This is a genomic window from Serpentinimonas sp. SSL01 (genome assembly GCF_056323735.1).
Map to the genome: position 1 here is coordinate 1,878,381 of NZ_CM150487.1, position 15,399 is coordinate 1,893,779.

Annotated in this window: 14 protein-coding genes; 8 read left to right on the forward strand and 6 right to left on the reverse strand. The window is 65.3% G+C overall.

Annotated features, from left to right (window positions below; all coding sequences use genetic code 11):
* Positions 1-228: 228 nt before the first annotated feature.
* Positions 229-1,500 (forward strand): homoserine O-acetyltransferase MetX, encoded by a 1,272-nt coding sequence (metX, locus tag ACVMK0_RS08845; RefSeq protein WP_250961001.1) that lies wholly within the window; start codon positions 229-231, stop codon positions 1,498-1,500.
* Positions 1,497-2,081, forward strand: coding sequence for a methionine biosynthesis protein MetW (gene metW / locus ACVMK0_RS08850; RefSeq protein WP_034111852.1), 585 nt, complete (start codon positions 1,497-1,499; stop codon positions 2,079-2,081). Before metX ends, metW begins: the two co-directional genes overlap by 4 nt.
* Here the strand turns inward: metW and ACVMK0_RS08855 are convergent.
* The gene (locus tag ACVMK0_RS08855; protein ID WP_045532315.1) at positions 2,071-2,709 is read right to left on the reverse strand and encodes a TetR family transcriptional regulator; all 639 of its coding nucleotides are present in this window, start codon (positions 2,707-2,709) and stop codon (positions 2,071-2,073) included. The two genes, metW and ACVMK0_RS08855, sit on opposite strands and share 11 nt — an antisense overlap.
* Positions 2,710-2,840: 131 nt before the next feature.
* Here ACVMK0_RS08855 and ACVMK0_RS08860 point away from each other — a divergent pair, with 131 nt between their 5' ends.
* From ACVMK0_RS08860 to ACVMK0_RS08870, 3 genes are read left to right on the forward strand one after another with little or no spacing between them, the layout of a single operon-like run.
* The gene (locus tag ACVMK0_RS08860) at positions 2,841-4,067 is read left to right on the forward strand and encodes an efflux RND transporter periplasmic adaptor subunit (protein WP_082040004.1); all 1,227 of its coding nucleotides are present in this window, start codon (positions 2,841-2,843) and stop codon (positions 4,065-4,067) included.
* Between the two features lie 15 nt (positions 4,068-4,082).
* Complete coding sequence (locus tag ACVMK0_RS08865; RefSeq protein ID WP_476463572.1) at positions 4,083-7,220, forward strand: efflux RND transporter permease subunit; 3,138 nt, start codon at positions 4,083-4,085, stop codon at positions 7,218-7,220.
* Positions 7,213-8,649 (forward strand): efflux transporter outer membrane subunit, encoded by a 1,437-nt coding sequence (locus tag ACVMK0_RS08870; RefSeq protein WP_476463573.1) that lies wholly within the window; start codon positions 7,213-7,215, stop codon positions 8,647-8,649. Before ACVMK0_RS08865 ends, ACVMK0_RS08870 begins: the two co-directional genes overlap by 8 nt.
* 64 nt (positions 8,650-8,713) lie before the next feature.
* On the opposite strand, the gene ACVMK0_RS08875 is transcribed toward ACVMK0_RS08870, so the two are convergent.
* Complete coding sequence (locus ACVMK0_RS08875; RefSeq protein ID WP_476463574.1) at positions 8,714-9,826, reverse strand: patatin-like phospholipase family protein; 1,113 nt, start codon at positions 9,824-9,826, stop codon at positions 8,714-8,716.
* A 298-nt stretch (positions 9,827-10,124) separates the two neighbouring features.
* Positions 10,125-10,349, reverse strand: coding sequence for a type II toxin-antitoxin system RelB family antitoxin (gene relB, locus ACVMK0_RS08880; protein WP_045536457.1), 225 nt, complete (start codon positions 10,347-10,349; stop codon positions 10,125-10,127).
* Positions 10,350-10,538: 189 nt separating this feature from the next.
* Between relB and ACVMK0_RS08885 the strand changes: the two genes are divergently transcribed.
* The 3 genes from ACVMK0_RS08885 to ACVMK0_RS08895 all read left to right on the forward strand — a co-directional run bounded on the left by ACVMK0_RS08885 (position 10,539) and on the right by ACVMK0_RS08895 (position 11,906).
* Positions 10,539-10,757 carry a hypothetical protein gene (locus ACVMK0_RS08885; protein ID WP_045536459.1) on the forward strand — a complete coding sequence of 73 codons (219 nt, stop codon included), beginning with the start codon at positions 10,539-10,541 and terminating at the stop codon, positions 10,755-10,757.
* Positions 10,750-11,076 (forward strand): XRE family transcriptional regulator, encoded by a 327-nt coding sequence (locus tag ACVMK0_RS08890; RefSeq protein ID WP_045536461.1) that lies wholly within the window; start codon positions 10,750-10,752, stop codon positions 11,074-11,076. Before ACVMK0_RS08885 ends, ACVMK0_RS08890 begins: the two co-directional genes overlap by 8 nt.
* A 218-nt stretch (positions 11,077-11,294) precedes the next feature.
* Positions 11,295-11,906 carry a DUF6088 family protein gene (locus tag ACVMK0_RS08895; protein ID WP_476463575.1) on the forward strand — a complete coding sequence of 204 codons (612 nt, stop codon included), beginning with the start codon at positions 11,295-11,297 and terminating at the stop codon, positions 11,904-11,906.
* A gap of 380 nt (positions 11,907-12,286) precedes the next feature.
* On the opposite strand, the gene ACVMK0_RS08900 is transcribed toward ACVMK0_RS08895, so the two are convergent.
* From ACVMK0_RS08900 to ACVMK0_RS08910, 3 genes are all read right to left on the reverse strand, one after another.
* Entirely contained in the window at positions 12,287-12,700 is a 414-nt protein-coding gene (locus tag ACVMK0_RS08900; RefSeq protein ID WP_476463576.1) for a helix-turn-helix domain-containing protein, read from the reverse strand.
* Positions 12,697-12,984: a type II toxin-antitoxin system HigB family toxin gene (locus ACVMK0_RS08905; protein ID WP_476463577.1), complete on the reverse strand. Its 288-nt coding sequence runs from the start codon at positions 12,982-12,984 to the stop codon at positions 12,697-12,699. Before ACVMK0_RS08905 ends, ACVMK0_RS08900 begins: the two co-directional genes overlap by 4 nt.
* Before the next feature lie 345 nt (positions 12,985-13,329).
* Positions 13,330-14,508, reverse strand: coding sequence for a porin (locus tag ACVMK0_RS08910; RefSeq protein WP_476463578.1), 1,179 nt, complete (start codon positions 14,506-14,508; stop codon positions 13,330-13,332).
* Positions 14,509-15,399: the final 891 nt, after the last annotated feature.

The following is a 15,399-nucleotide window of genomic DNA, read 5'->3' on the forward strand; positions in this document are numbered from 1 at the left end:
CACCCGTGGGTGCTCTGCGAGGCCAGATTATGCGCCTCCCGCTCTAAAAGACCAAGAAGTTTTGGCCCAAACGCCGCAAAATCGGGAAAGCCCTAATCTTCGAGCACAGATTGGGTGGCTGGCGCCCCGCTTTCGTTGCGAAGCCACAACAGCCGCCACCCATCCCCTATACTGCGCGCCAAGCTTTTTCCCTTTGGGGACTCCTTTGCCAGCGCATTTCTACAGACCGTGATCGCCACCCCGCAAACGCTGCACTTCAGTCAGGCGCTGCCTTTGAGCAGCGGCGCCGTGCTGCCCGCCTTCGATCTGGTCTATGAATGCTATGGCCAGCTCAACGCCGCGCGCTCCAACGCCGTGCTGGTGTGTCACGCCCTCAACGCCAGCCACCACGTGGCCGGCCGCCACGCCGACGCCAACGGCGCCCCCATTCCCAAAAGCGAAGGCTGGTGGGACAACCTCATCGGCCCCGGCAAGCCCATCGACACCGAGCGCTGGTTCGTCATCGGCGTCAACAACCTAGGCTCCTGCTTTGGCAGCACCGGGCCCACGCACCTGAATCCGGCCACCGGTCAGCCTTGGGGCGCCGACTTCCCGGTGGTCACGGTCGAGGATTGGGTCAATGCCCAAGCGCGCTTGCTCGACGCGCTGGGCATCGAGCAACTCGCGGCCGTGATCGGCGGCAGCTTGGGCGGCATGCAGGCGCTGTCGTGGACGCTGCAATACCCACGGCGCGTGCGCCATGCGGTGGTGGTGGCCAGCGCGCCCAACCTCACGGCCGAAAACATCGCGTTCAACGAAGTGGCGCGGCGCGCCATCGTCACCGACCCCGACTTCCACAGCGGCCACTACCTGCGCCACGGCACCAAGCCGCGCCGGGGCTTGCGCATCGCGCGCATGATCGGCCACATCACCTACCTGAGCGACGATGTGATGAACGAGAAGTTTGGCCGCCGCCTGCAGGCCTTGGCCGATCTCACCCATGCCGCCGGCGCCTCCAAACCCTCAGACTCCACCGACGCCCCCGACCCCGCCACGCTCGATGCGCTCGAGCGCCTGGCCTACCGCTACAGCACGCAAGAGGTCGAGTTCCAGATCGAGAGCTACCTGCGCCACCAAGGCAACAAGTTCAGCGACTACTTCGACGCCAACACCTACCTGCTCATCACCCGGGCGCTCGACTATTTCGACCCGGCGCGCGACTACGACGGGCACTTGAGCGCGGCACTGGCGCGCACCGAGGCGCGCTTTTTGCTCATCAGCTTCAGCACCGACTGGCGCTTTGCCCCGGCGCGCTCGCGCGAGATCGTCAAGGCGCTGCTGGACAACAAGCGCGACGTGAGCTACGCCGAGATCGACGCGCCGCACGGCCACGACGCCTTTTTGCTCGACGACCCGCGCTACCACGCCGCCGTGCGCAGCTACTTCGAGCAGCAAATCGCCCCCACCCTGGGGCTGGCGGGGGCCGGGCTGGGGCAACACAGCGGGCGGGCCACCCCATGAGCGACCGCCTGCTGCTGGAATCCATCGCCCGCCTCGTGCCCACGGGCGCGCGCGTGCTCGATCTGGGCTGTGGCGACGGCGCCTTGCTCGCGCACCTGCGCCAGCACCGGGGTTGCAGCGGCTACGGCGTCGAGATCGACGACGCCAAGGTGCAGCTGTGCCTGCGCCGCGGCATCAACGTGCTGCAGCTCAACCTCGAAGACGGGCTGGCGATGTTCGAAGACGACAGCTTCGACCTGGTGCTGCAGATCGACACCCTGCAACACCTGCGCAACACCGAAGTCATGCTGCGCGAGACCGCGCGCGTGGGCCGCGCCGCCATCGTCGCCTTTCCCAACTTTGCCCACTGGCCCAACCGCTTGCGCGTGCTGCAAGGCCGTATGCCGGTAACCAAACGCCTGCCCTACCAGTGGTACGACACGCCCAACATCCGTGTCGGCACCTACACCGACTTCGAGGTGCTGGCGCAGCGCTTGGGGTTGCATGTGAGCGACTGCTTTGGCCTGCACGAGGGGCGCGAACTGCGCTGGGCCCCCAACTGGCGCGCCAGCACCGCCGTGTTTAAGCTGCTCAAGGGTTGAGCAAGTCGTCGAGCCCCAAGCCGCGGAAAAACACGCGCAGCGTCTGCTCTCCCAGCTGCTGCAAATCGAAGCGGCTGCGGTCGATCAGCCAGTTGGATATCAGCCCGTCGAACACCACAAACAGGGCTTCGGCGGCCTGATCGGCGGGCATGGGCAGGGCGCGTCCGGTGGCGGCGCACACCGCCTCCAGCACCTGCTGCGTCTGCGCAACGGCCTGCTGCAGGCACTCGCGGCGGCGCTCAAACACCGCAGCGAGCTCGGAAACGAACTCGATCTTCAGGGTGGCAATGGCAAACACGCGCTGTGTGCGCGCATCGTGCACCGTCGCGCTCAGGGCGCCCAACAGGGCCGCATACAGGTCGCGCAAGCGCAGCAGCGCGTCCACCCCTTGCCGGTCGAGGTCGGCAAAGGCCTGCTCCAGCGGCAGCGTGGCGCGCTCCATCATGGCGTTGAAGAGCTCGGCCTTGTCTTTGAAGTGCCAGTAAATCGCCCCCCGGGTGGCACCGGCCGCCGCCGCGATCTCGTGCAGCGGGGTGCGCGACACGCCGCGCTCGAGAAACAGCAGCTCGGCCGCGTCGAGCAAGCGCTGGCGGGTGAGTTCGGCTTCGGCTTTGGTTTTGCGGGGCATGTCTGGCGGCGGTGTGGCGGCTATTTTAGCCGAGGTCGGGCGATTTTCACATACATACGTACATGTTTGGATGTATATTACGGCGCTGTCGCATTGGCTTTCCCTTGTTTACACCCGTTCACCCCATCCCCATGCCCGCCTCCACCCACCGCTTGCGTGCACCGGCGCGCCCTTTTTTCCCCACCCCCACCTCGACACCCACTGCGCGCTGGCTGGCGCTGGGGCTGCTGGGGCTGCTCGGCTTGGCCCTGTCGGGCTGCAGCGAAACCGCCTCTGCGCCCGGGGCCGCCGCCGCACCGCCCGCACCCGAAGTGGCGGTGATCGAGGTGCAAAGTGCCGCCACGGCGCTGACAGTCGAATTGCCCGGGCGCCTCGAAGCGCAGCGCACGGCCCAGGTGCGGGCCCGCACCAGCGGCATCGTGCAGCAGCGGCTGTTCACCGAAGGCAGCCAAGTGCGCGCCGGCCAGGTGCTGTTTCGCATCGACCCCGCCAGCGCCGACGCCGCCCTAGCCAGCGCCCGCGCCCAGCAGAGCCGGGCCGAAGCCCAGCTCAGCCAAGCGCGGTCGGTGCTGGAGCGCAACCGCCCGCTGGCGGCCGAGCAAGCCATCAGCCAGCAAGAGTTGGTCAACGCCGAAATCGGGCTCAAGCTGGCCCAAGCCGAGCTCGAGCAAGCCCAGGCGGCGGTGCAAACGGCGCGCATCCAGCGCAGCCATGCCGACGTAACGGCCCCGATCGCGGGCCGCGTGGGCCGCGCCCTGGTGAGCGAAGGGGCGCTGGTCGGCCAAGGCGACGCCACCCCCATGGCGCTGATTCAGCAGACCGACTCGCTCTACGTCAACTTCACCCGCAGCGCCACCGAGGTGCTGGCGCTTCAGCGCGCCTTGCAAGGCGGCCAGCAGCAGCGCGCCAGCGCCGCAGCCGCCCAGGTAACGCTGGTGCTCGAAGACGGCAGCCTGCACCCGCACCCCGGGCGCCTGCTGTTTACCGACCTCAATGCAGACCCCAGCAGCGGCCAAGTGACGCTGCGCGCCGTGGTGCCCAACCCAGACGGCCTGCTCATGCCGGGCCTGTTTGTGCGCGTGCGGCTGGCACAAACCCAAGCGGCGGCGGTGGCGCTGCCGCTGCAAGCGCTGCAGCACGGCCCCGCTGGGGCACACGTTTTGATCGTCGATGCGTCCGACCAAGTGGCTATGCGCCCGGTGCAAGTAGGGCCTACGGAGCGCGGGCAGGTGCTGGTGCTCTCTGGCCTGACCAGCGGCGAGCGCGTGCTCGTCGAAGGCTTTCAGCGCGCAGCCCCTGGTGCCACGGTGCGCCCAGTGCCCTGGCAGGCTCCGGCAGCGCCAGCCACCTCACGCTAAAGCACAGGGCCGCATATGTCGCGTTTTTTTATAGACCGCCCCATTTTTGCGTGGGTGATCGCGCTCTTCATCGCCGCCACGGGCGCGTTGTCGCTGACCCAACTGCCGATCCAGCAGTACCCGGCGGTGGCCCCGCCGGCGATCCAGATCGCCACCGCCTTTCCGGGCGCTTCGGCGCAGACGCTCGAAGACAGCGTGCTGGCCATCATTGAGCGCGAAATGCACGGCTCGCCCGGCCTGATGTACATGGAGTCGGTGGCCCAAGCCGACGGCAGCGGCAGCCTGACCTTAAGCTTTGAGCAAGGCAGCGACGTGCGCATGGCGCAGGTGGATGTGCAAAACCGCCTCAACCGCGCCTTGCCGCGCCTGCCCGCCAGCGTGGTGCAGCAAGGCGTGCGCGTCGAGGAGGTGAACAACAACTTTTTGCTCTTCATGATGCTCAGCAGCAGCGACGCGCAGCCCGACCTGTACGCGCTGGGCGACCAAGCGGCGCGCACCCTGGTGCCCGCGCTGCAGCGCGTGCCCGGCGTGGGCCGGGTGCTGCTGTTTGGCTCCGAGCAGGCGCTGCGGGTCTGGTTCGACCCGGTGCGGCTGCAAAGCCTGGGCCTGAGCAGCGCCGACGTGCTCAGCGCCATCCGCAGCCAAAACCTGCAGGTGGCGGCGGGCGAAATCGGGGCGCTGCCGAGCGTGGCCGGGCAGAGCATGGTGGCCACCGTGCGCGTGGATGGCCAACTGAGCAGCGTGGCCGCATTTGAAAACCTGCTGCTGCGCGCCAACCCCGACGGCTCCACCGTGCGCCTGCGCGATGTGGCCCGGGTCGAACTCGGGGGCCAGCTCTACGCCACCAGCGCTCGCCTCAACGGCCAGCCGGCCTTGGGCATCGGCATCCAGCTCGCCGCCGATGGCAACGCGCTGGCCACCGCCCAAGCGGTGCGCGCCGAGCTCGCCCGGCTCGAACCGCACTTGGGCGCGGGCATCCAGTGGACCATCCCCTACGACACCTCGCGCTTCGTCGCGCTGTCGGTGCAGCAAGTGGTGCTCACCTTGGCGCTGGCGCTGGTGCTGGTGGTGGCGGTGATCTTTCTGTTTTTGCAGAGCTGGCGCTACACCCTGATTCCGGCCATCGTGGTGCCGATCACGCTGCTGGGGGCCATGACCGGGCTGCTGGCGCTGGGCTACTCGATCAACGTGCTGACCTTGTTTGCCATGGTGCTGGTGATCGGCATCGTGGTGGACGACTCGATCGTGGTGGTCGAAAACGTGGAGCGCCTGATGCGCGAAGAAGGGCTGGCCGCGCGCCAGGCCGCGATCAAGGCCATGAAGCAGATCTCGGGTGCCATCATCGGCACCACGGCGGTGCTGTTGTCGGTGTTCGTGCCGCTGGCGTTTTTCGATGGCGCCATGGGCAACATCTTGCGCCAGTTTGCCGTGGTGCTGGCGCTGTCGGTGAGCTTGTCCACCTTTCTGGCCCTCACCCTGGCCCCGGCGCTGTGCACCCTGGTGCTCAAGCAGGCGCTGCCGCAACACGGCGCGCAGCGCGGGTTTTTTGGCGCTTTCAATCGGCGCTTTGACGCCGGCACGCAGCGCTATCTGGTCGCACTCGGCTGGATTTTGCGCCGGCCCGGGCGCACCATGCTCGTCTACGCGCTGCTGATCGCGCTGGCGCTGCTGGCCTACCAGCGCCTGCCGGCGTCGTTTCTGCCCAACGAAGACCAGGGCTCGCTGCTGGTCAATGTGCAACTGCCACCCGGGGCCTCCAAAGAGCGCACCCAAGCGGTGATGCAGCAAGTGGAGCAGTTCATGCTTGCGCAGCCCGAGGTCGAGAGCATGGTGGGCGTGCTGGGTTTCAGCTTCTCGGGCCAAGGCCAAAACGCCGCGCTGGCCTTCGTGACCCTGACCGACTGGAGCGAGCGCAGCGCACCCGAAAGCAGTGCGCAGGCACTGGCCGGGCGCGCCTTCATGGCCCTGTCGGGCGTGCGCGACGCGGTGATTTTTCCGCTCAGCCCGCCGCCCATCCCGGAGCTGGGCAGCGCCTCGGGCTTTAGCTTTCGCTTGCAAGACCGCAGCGGCATGGGCCACGAGGCCTTGCTGGCGGCACGCAACCAGCTGCTCGGGCTGGCCGCGCAAAGCCCGGTGTTGGCGCAGGTGTTCCCCGACGGGCTCGAGCCCGCGCCGCAGCTGCAGGTGGACATCGACCGCGAACGCGCTGCCGCGCTGGGGGTGGGCTTTGAGCAAATCGGGCAAACTCTGGGCCTAGCGCTGGGCTCGGCCTACGTGAACGATTTTCCCAACCAAGGGCGGCTGCAGCGCGTCATCGTCATGGCCGACGCGCCGGCGCGCATGACGCCTGACGACGTGCTGCGCCTGACGGTGCCCAATCGCCACGGGCAGGCTGTGCCGCTGTCGAGCTTTGCCAGCACGCGCTGGGTGCAAGGGCCCACACAAACGGTGCGCTACAACGGATTTCCGGCCATGCGCATCAACGGCCAAGCCGCAGAGGGCATGAGCAGCGGCGCAGCCATGGCCGAAATGGCGCGCTTGGCGCAGCAGTTGCCGCCCGGTTTTGGTTTTGAGTGGACCGGCCAGTCACTCGAAGAAGAGCGCGCCGGGGCGCAATTCTTGGTGGTGCTGGGTTTTGTGCTGCTGGCCGTGTACTTGTGCTTAGCGGCTTTGTACGGCAGCTGGAAACTGCCGCTGGCGGTGCTGCTGGTGGTTCCGCTGGGGGCAGTCGGCTTGCTGCTGGCGCTGCTGTGGCGCGGGTTCGAGGCCGACATTTATTTTCAGATCGCCATGGTGACGATCGTCGGCTTGTCGGCCAAGAACGCGATTTTGATCGTCGAATTTGCCAAAACCCTGCAAACCCAAGGCCGCAGCGCCATGGAGGCGGCGCTGGTGGCGGCGCGCTTGCGCCTGCGCGCCATCGTCATGGTCTCGACGGCGTTCATCGCCGGCGTCACGCCCCTGATGCTGGCCAGCGGCGCCGGCGCCTTGAGCCAGCAGGTCATCGGCACCGCCTTGGTCGGCGGCATGGTCAGCGCCGTGGTGCTGGGCGTGTTGCTGGTGCCGCTGTTTTATGTGCTGGTGCGCACCCTGGGTGAACCCCGCGCTGGCGCTTCAAACCGCGCCACCAGCCTAGGAGCAGGCCATGAATAAAACCTCCAATATTTACACCCCCCGCTTGCACAGCACCCGCTTGGCGCTGGCCTTGGCGCTGCCGCTGGCCCTAGGCGCGTGCGCGCCATTGCAACCGCACCAGCGCCCCGACCTGCCCTTGCCACCCGACTGGGCCACGGCCGAACCAAGCGCAAGCGCCGCCACGCTCCCCAGCGCCCCCCTGCCCTGGGTCGATTGGGTGCAGCACCCCGAACTGCGCGCCCTCATCCAGCAAGCGTTGGAGCACAACCTCGATGCCCGCATCGCCCAGCGCCAAATGGCGCAACTGCAAGCCCAATGGCAGCAGCGCCGCGCCGCCCAAGGCCCTACGCTGGCCGCCGCCGCCGACGCCCAACGCGCGGGCGGTGATGGCGCCATGGGCAACCTGTACCGCGCCGGGCTGCTGGTTTCCAGCTGGGAAATCGACTTTTTTGGCCGGCTGCAAAGCCTGTCGGAGGCCGCGCGGGCGCAGTACCTGGCATCGGCCGAAGCCGAGCGCTGGGTGCGCGTGAGCTTGGTGTCTGGGGTGGTGGCAGCGTGGCTCGAGGTGCAAAGCGCACACGCCTTGCTCGAGGTGTCGCAGCGCACCCTGGCCAACCACGAGGCCAGCTTGCGGCTGGTGCAGCTGCGCTTGCAACACGGCACCGCCTCGGCCCTGCAGCGCCAGCACAGCGAGGCGCTGGTGCAAGCCGCGCGGGTGGCGCAGGCGCGCCAGCAGCGCCAGCTGCAGCTGGCCTTGCACCAGTTGCAGCAGCTGGTGGGGCCGCTGCACGACCCCAGCACCAGCACACCGGCTCCCCTACCCAACGACACCAGCAGCGCCAACGGCAAGCAAACGCTGGCGCTGCTGCAGCCGGTGGCCGTCGGCCTGCCCTCCGAGGTGCTGCTGCAGCGCCCCGATGTGCGCGCCGCCGAAAACCGGCTCGCTGCCGCCCAAGCGCAGATCGGGGCGGCGCGCGCGGCGTTCTTTCCGCGCATCGCGCTCACCGCCCAGCTCGGCAGCGCCAGCACCGAACTGGCTGGCCTGTTTGCCAGCGGCAGTTGGGGCTGGACGCTGGCCCCACAAGCCCTGCTGCCGCTGTTCGACTACGGCGCCAACCGGGCGCGCTTGGCGGCATCGCAAGCCGAGCGCGACATCGCCCTGCTGCAGTACGAGCAGGCCATACAAAGCGCATTCAAGGAGGTGCGCGACGCGCTCGCCAGCCAAACTTTTATGCAGGCCGAATACACCGCGCAACAGGCTTTGTGGCAGGCCGAAAGCCAGCGCGCTCACCTGAGCGCGCGGCTGCTGGCGCTGGGCAGCGCCAGCCAACTGGAACTGCTCGACGCCCAGCGCAGCGCCTTTGCCGCTGAACAGCAACTGGTGCAGCTGCGCTTTGCCCTGCTGCAAAACCGGGTCGCCCTGTACCGCGCCACCGGCGGGCATTGAGGCCGCAGCGGGCGCTCAAACAGTGCCCAAGTTGCGCTCTGTGGCAGCTTGGCGCTCCGCCCTTTCAGAGCGTGTCGCAGTCACCCACCAGCCCACACTCGCGGCGCAAATCGAGCGTGGCGCGCTGCCCCATGTCGGCGCGGTGGGCTTGCAGCCAGGCGTCGGCGACGCTGTGGCCGCGTGCAAACAGGTCGAGCAAGAAGGGCGGGTCGGTGCGCACTTTAGACGCCGCCCCCAGTTCGACCAGCGCCGCGCCGCCGTCGATGCGGTGCGTGCGCAGCGCGGCGATGCGCGCCATGAGCGGGTCGCGCCCGGGGTGCGAGGCCGCCGGGCCGTCTTGCTCGATCAGGTTTTTCAGCAGCTGGATCGTGCGCAGCTCTTTGAGCAGGCTGGCGTTGAAGGTGATCTCGTTGACCCGATCCATGATGTCGGCCACCTTCTGCGGCACCTGGCTGCGCAGCATCGGGTTGATCTGCACCAGCAGCAAGTCGTCGGCCGGGCTCTCGTCGATCAGCGGCATGAGCGAGGGGTTACCGGCGTAGCCGCCGTCCCAATAGGGTTCGCCGTCGATCTCCACGGCCTGAAACAGCGTGGGCAAGCAAGCCGAGGCCAGCGCCACCTGGGCGCTGAGCTCGTGCTGGCGAAACACGCGCAAGGCGCCGGTGTGCACGTGCGTGGCGGCAATAAACAAGCGCGTTTTGGTGCAAGCGCGCACGCGCTCGAAATCGACCGTGCGCTCCAAAATGCTGCGCAGCGGATTGAGGTCGAGCGGGTTGAACTGATAAGGCGAAAACGGCTGGCCGATGGCCTTGCTCCACCAGCGCATCGACTCTTGGCTGGCCTGCAGCCAAGCTTGCACGCCGGGCAGGCGCGCCGTCCACGCACTGAAGCCACCCATGGCCGGCTGCAGCAGCGCAAAGGGCGATTGCGCCCCCACCTGGGTCCAGAAGGCGCGCAGGGTTTTGCGCGCGCCCTCGCGCCCGCCCTCCATCAGACCGGCGGCCAGCGCCACCGCGTTCATGGCCCCGGCGCTGGTGCCGCTGATGGCCGCGATTTCTAGCGTTTCGTCTTGCAGCAGCCGATCCAGCACGCCCCAAGTGAAGGCGCCGTGGGAGCCGCCGCCTTGCAAGGCGAGGTCGATGGGCAGGGGTTTGGTGGGGCTTGGGGCTTGGGTCATGAGGCCATTATGCTGCATTGCAACATCTTATGCACTTCAGCCTGCTGGCCGGGGCGGCTTTGCTGCAGTGAGCCGGCCGCACGAGGGTCGTGGTCTGGCTGGACTGGCGGCGCGGGCGGGACGCATGGACGCGCAGTGGCTGCGTTTTGAGCGCCCACGCAGACGCAAAAAACCCCCAAGGCACGAAGATGCTGGGGGGGTCGTCGAGATGGGCGACACGCCCATGCAAAAAACAAGGATGCGCCGCGCTACCTGCGGGTCGATTCTGCAAAGCTCGCGCTCGGCGGCGGGGTCGAGTTCAACCTTCCATGCCATAGCGCTTCATCACTTCTTCGAGAGGCACGGTCTGGGTTTTGCCTGAGCGAATATCGATCAGGCGTTGCTCGGCCAAGTACAAATCTTCGAGGTCGTCTAGGTGCTCAAGGATGGCCTCGCGGGCGTAGAAGGTCTTGGTGCGGCCGGTGGCTCGCGCCAGCGCTTCAAGGCGGCTTTCCACCTCAGCGGGTAGTCGGATGGCAAGCATGCTTCATGCTCCTTTGGATGAATTTATACAAGTATAGCGCGCGTCGCCAAATCGCACAAATCGCTGATCACGATGGTATGTGCTCAACTCTGCCGAGGGGGCTGGCCAGCTAGGGCTGGGGCCGGAAAATCTTGGTCTGTCCGCAGCTTCCCACTTGACGACATATTCCATCCGAGGCATACTCGGCGCATGACTTGGGATATCGAATACACCGATGAGTTCGGCCGCTGGTGGAACACCTTAACCGAGGCCGAGCAGGTCTCCCTGGCAGCTTCGGTGCAGTTTTTGCTGATCGGTGGCGACAAAACCGCTGACGAACGCTGGTACGAGGTCAATATCCCCGTGGCTGACCGACTGTACGATGAACGCTTGGATGAACTGCGAAAGGAAGGGTTGATCAATGGCTAACAAATTTGCTGATTTGCGCGCACAGATGACGTCCGAAGCGCGCGCTCGCGTCCAAGCCAAGGCGCAGGCCATGCTGGCAGAAATGCCGCTCAACGAACTGCGGCAGGCGCGCGGGTTGTCGCAAAAGATGCTGGCCGAGGTACTGCACGTCCAGCAACCCGCAGTGGCCAAGATCGAAAAGCGCACCGATATGTACATCTCTACGCTGCGCAGCCACATCGAGGCCATGGGCGGCGAGCTGGAGGTGGTGGCGCGCTTTCCCGACGGCGCAGTCAAGATTTCCAACTTTGCCGACTTGGGCAAGGTCACGGCTGTTTGATCAGCAATCTTGGCTTGACACCGACATTTCCTTCGGGTGGGATGGCTTGTGCGCTTTGTGGTGGCTGGCTGGCCGGAGCTGGGCTGGGCCGGAGCGAATATTGGCTTAACCGAGTGCCATGATGGCCTGACCCCGATTTTTTACCGAACCCCATGCACGCTGTTTGCACCGTGCACGCTGTTAGATTTTCTGGTAAATTATCTGACACTGAGGCCGATATGAGCACACCACAAGCCATCCGCGAGCGCATCGCTGCCCAGCCTGCTGGAGCACCTTTTACCCCAGCCTTGTTTGCAGGGTTGGGTTCGCGCGCATCCATTGATCAGGCCCTGATGCGCCTGACCAAGGCTGGGTTCGTTGAGCGCCTGGGCCGAGGGCTCTACACCGCGCCCAAGACCAGCCGTTTTGGCTTGAAAACCATGCCTACGCCAGAGGCGGTGGCGCAGACTATCGCAGCCACTGAGGGCGCAACCATCGAGGTGCACGGGGCCGAGGCTGCTCGTCGTTTGGGATTCAGCACGCAGGTGCCTGCGCAGCCCGTGTTTTGCACCACCGGCGCGTCGCACACCGTGCACTTGGGCAAGCTGCAGGTGCGGCTGCAGCACGTCGCGCCGCGCAAGCTCGCACTGGCCGGGCGACCGGCGGGCCAAGCGTTGGCCGCGCTTTGGTACCTCGGCCGTGGGCAAGTCACGCCGGCCACTTTTGAGCGCATCGCCGCCAAGCTGCCGAAGCTTGAGTTCGAGGCATTGCGCAGCGCCAAGGCCTCGATGCCAGCCTGGATGATCGATGCCCTGCGCCGCTACGAACAAGGCACGGCAGCGTATGACTGACGATCTACGCGAGCGCTAAACGGCTGGAGGCTTTGGAGTTGGAAATCAACAGAACAACCAAGGAAAAAGCTCGCAGCCCAATAAAGCATTCCTGAGGGCCAGCGCAACAAGACCCAAACAGCCTGCTACCACCAAAGTTCATGACTTTGAAGTCAGGAGCAGCCGGGTTCTATAGCGGCGACAAGCATGATGACATGGGGGTTCCGTAGGGGGGAGGGGCTGTGGCGCTGGGGGCAGTCGGCCTCATGCCGTCCGCTTCGCGGCCAAAAATCGGCCAACCGCCCCCAGCGCCACAGCCCCACGTGAATCGGTACTTGACTCCGATTCGCATGTTTTTGGCTTAACCGAGTGCCATGATGGGGTGACCCCGATTTCGGGTTCTACACAAAGCTCGCAGGCGAAACTTGGAACCGCGCGCTGAGGGCGCGCACTTGGCGCATGTTGAGATCGCGCTTGCCCCTCAGGATTTCCGAGACCACACCTTGGCTGCCAATTTCGGGCAGGTCGCTCTGCTTGAGGCCGTGCTGCTCCATCAGAAACTTGAGGGCCTGCACGCCGGTGGTCTGTGGCAGAGGGTGCTGTGCGGCCTCGTAGTCGGCGATCAGCTCACCCACGATATCCACCAAGCCCATGGCGGGATGGGCTTCATCGCCTTGGGTTTCATCCAGCAGGGCTTCGAGCATGTCGGTCATGCGCGCGCAGTGTGCTTCGTCGCGGATGGGGGCGATGTCCGTGGCCGCGCGGAACTGCTCCCAGACAGGGAGCAGTTGTTTCACGTCGATGGGGGCATTCATGATTTCCAGGCTCCTTGGTCGTAATCCCGGTGGGTCAGCACCGCCTTGATGTACACAATCTGCTTTTCGAAGCGGATGTAAGCGATCAGGCGGTACTTGTTGCCGCCGATGTCAAATACCGCCAGCGCGCCCACCTTGTCCACCGCATTGAAGGCCGCTTTGAGTTCGGCCCAGTTGGCAAAGCGGTTTTTTTCAATCACCCGCCGCCATCCCTGCAAGGGGGCTTGGGCCTGTGGATGCTCGGCAGCGAAGGCCCGCAGGGCGCTGTTGCTGATGATTTTCATGGGTGAGTATATCGCGGTTTGAGATATACACGTGTGTGCTATCGGATTCAGACCGAGAATTTCTACGCCTGCGAAGACGAACCCCGGCCCAGCCCAGCCCCGGCCTTGGTGGCGCGAGGGCTTGGAGCAAGCGTGGACGCATGGGCGCGGGGTGGCTGCGCTTTATGCACCCACACCCACGCAAAAAACCCCCAAGGCCCGAAGGCGCTGGGGGTTTGGAACGCTTTTGATCTGGCTTTAGGCGCTGGCTTTGCCGATTGGCAGAGCCGGCGCTTGGGGCCGTGGGCTGGTGCTGACTAGGTGCTGCGCGGTCGCAGCCACTGAGCGCGCCGCAGCCCAGCGGGATCAGAAGGTGTGGACGAGGCCGATGGCGTAGCCGTCTTGTTTGCGGTTGTTGGTGCCGTCGGCACGGTCACGTTGGAACTCGCCGAAGGCCGCATAGACCCAAGTGCGAGCGCTCAGGTTGTAGGTGGTGCCGATCTGCCAGGCGCTGGTGTCGTTGGAGCCGGCATTGCCGCCGTCACCAGAAGCACGCAGAATTGCTGGTAACGAACCAATACCAGTATTAGCAAGCGCAGCCGAAGTGTTGATCTCACCTTGACCATAGATTACGAATGGAGCAAACGCGCCCATCGGGAAGCGGGCACCGATTTCCCAAGCGTTGAAGTCGCGCAGTGTTGCACCCGGCGCGCTCAATTCACTGTCTTCATAGACGAACGACAACACAACTTGTGGCAAAGTGTAGCGTACGCCCAAAGCCCAGTTTTGCACCTCAGCATTGAGAGCTGCACCCGCCTGCGAACTACCGAGTCCCAACGGAGCATGGTAGCCCACATCGAGATTACCGAAGGCAAACTGAGCAGCCAAGGGACCTTGCGTGAAGTTCAAACCAAGAATAAAGCCATCGTATTTGCGGCTTGAGTCGCCTGCAGCACCAGAGGGTTGAGCAGTAAACTCTTCGTTGACCATGCCAGCGGAGAACGTGAAGCCGCTAAAATTTGGCGACACGTAGGCAACAGCGTTTTGGGTGCGGCTGTCGAAACGGTGGACCAGCGCTGTACCGTGCTGCTGGGTGAACTGACCACCCGGAATGGAGTTGTGAGCTGGGCTCATGCCGCGCACGGTATCGAAGGCATTCAGGAAGGTACCGACAACCACGGTACCGAAGCCGCCGCTCAGGCTCAGGTTGGCCAAGCGGGTTTGGGCGTTGCCAAGATCAAGGTTGCCACGCGCATTGTCCACACCCGTTTCGGTCTGCCGATCAGCGTTAATGCCGATTTCGTACACAAAACCAGCGCGCAGACCGCCACCGAGGTCTTCGGTGCCGCGGAAGCCCAAGCGGCTACCGGTCGTTGTGTCTTGAGCGCCAGCCAAGGTGAACGCTTCGGTTGCTGCAGCGGTACCGCTGGTGGTATCAACCGACGACATACCCAAATCCAAACGACCGTACACGGTCACGCTGGATTGGGCCAAGGTGGCGCCGGCGGCGGCCAGAGCGGCCAAGGCAATCAGGGTCTTTTTCATTGAAAAGTGCTCCAAAGTTAAACGGATGGGGCCCGTGGCGGCGAAGCTGCCTGGCCGACCCCCGGTGATGCACTGGGGGCTGGGCTCTATTGCACCAGAAAGCGGGGCCGCGCGGCGCGTTTGGGAGCGGTTTTTCGCTCAAGTGTGGCGCGGCTGCAACAGACGAAGGGCCCCGATCCGCGCCCGCCTTGGGTTTTTGCAGCAGCAATCGGTCGCCACTGACCCGCAGCGCTGCGGGTTCGAGTGCCAGCAGTGCCCATAGGTGCTGATCCCCGGGGTCGGGCGCGGCCTCTGAGGCTGCAAACGCAGCCGGATCGCGCCAGATGGCGTTGGCAACGATCTCGGTCAGCAAGTCGTCGATCTGCTCGGGGCCTAGGCCGTGGGCGCTGCGCAGACGCGGGCGCAGCAACACCGTGCGGTATTCGTGCAACATGTACCAATACCGTGGTCTGACCACGATTTTCTGTTCTGGATTTTCTGTGCAACGAATCCATCAGCGCTTTCGTTGAAGAAGCGGTGCGCAGTGCGGTTAATTACCGCCGCATACAGGCCGAGTTTCTGGCCCGTGGCGAGGGGGCTTGGCAGGAGTACCAGCGCACGGGCCAATCGCGCCCTGCCGCTGAGGTTTTTGATCGGATTCAAGGCCGCATCGATGCCCGACGCCAGGCGCTTGTGCACCAGTCGTGACCCATCTGCCTTACCAAGTGCGGTTCACGCCAGTGGCCGGCTCCACGGGCTATTTGGCGCTCTACGAAATCGAATCCCGAACCTGCGTACAAGTGCTGGCCGTGCGTCATCAGCTGGAACAGGACTACCACTAGGTTTTCTGGCGCAGGGCGCGGCTCGGGAATCGTGCTCAGAGCACGATTTCCACGCCATAGGGTGTTGAAG

Bases quoted from the DNA above. Each gene is read 5' to 3' on its own strand.
- metW (WP_034111852.1), top strand. From the start codon at position 1,497: ATGAGCGACCGCCTGCTGCTGGAATCCATCGCCCGCCTCGTGCCCACG.
- ACVMK0_RS08855 (WP_045532315.1), bottom strand. From the start codon at position 2,709: ATGCCCCGCAAAACCAAAGCCGAAGCCGAACTCACCCGCCAGCGCTTG.
- ACVMK0_RS08860 (WP_082040004.1), top strand. From the start codon at position 2,841: ATGCCCGCCTCCACCCACCGCTTGCGTGCACCGGCGCGCCCTTTTTTC.
- ACVMK0_RS08865 (WP_476463572.1), top strand. From the start codon at position 4,083: ATGTCGCGTTTTTTTATAGACCGCCCCATTTTTGCGTGGGTGATCGCG.
- ACVMK0_RS08870 (WP_476463573.1), top strand. From the start codon at position 7,213: ATGAATAAAACCTCCAATATTTACACCCCCCGCTTGCACAGCACCCGC.
- ACVMK0_RS08875 (WP_476463574.1), bottom strand. From the start codon at position 9,826: ATGACCCAAGCCCCAAGCCCCACCAAACCCCTGCCCATCGACCTCGCC.
- relB (WP_045536457.1), bottom strand. From the start codon at position 10,349: ATGCTTGCCATCCGACTACCCGCTGAGGTGGAAAGCCGCCTTGAAGCG.
- ACVMK0_RS08885 (WP_045536459.1), top strand. From the start codon at position 10,539: ATGACTTGGGATATCGAATACACCGATGAGTTCGGCCGCTGGTGGAAC.
- ACVMK0_RS08890 (WP_045536461.1), top strand. From the start codon at position 10,750: ATGGCTAACAAATTTGCTGATTTGCGCGCACAGATGACGTCCGAAGCG.
- ACVMK0_RS08895 (WP_476463575.1), top strand. From the start codon at position 11,295: ATGAGCACACCACAAGCCATCCGCGAGCGCATCGCTGCCCAGCCTGCT.
- ACVMK0_RS08900 (WP_476463576.1), bottom strand. From the start codon at position 12,700: ATGAATGCCCCCATCGACGTGAAACAACTGCTCCCTGTCTGGGAGCAG.
- ACVMK0_RS08905 (WP_476463577.1), bottom strand. From the start codon at position 12,984: ATGAAAATCATCAGCAACAGCGCCCTGCGGGCCTTCGCTGCCGAGCAT.
- ACVMK0_RS08910 (WP_476463578.1), bottom strand. From the start codon at position 14,508: ATGAAAAAGACCCTGATTGCCTTGGCCGCTCTGGCCGCCGCCGGCGCC.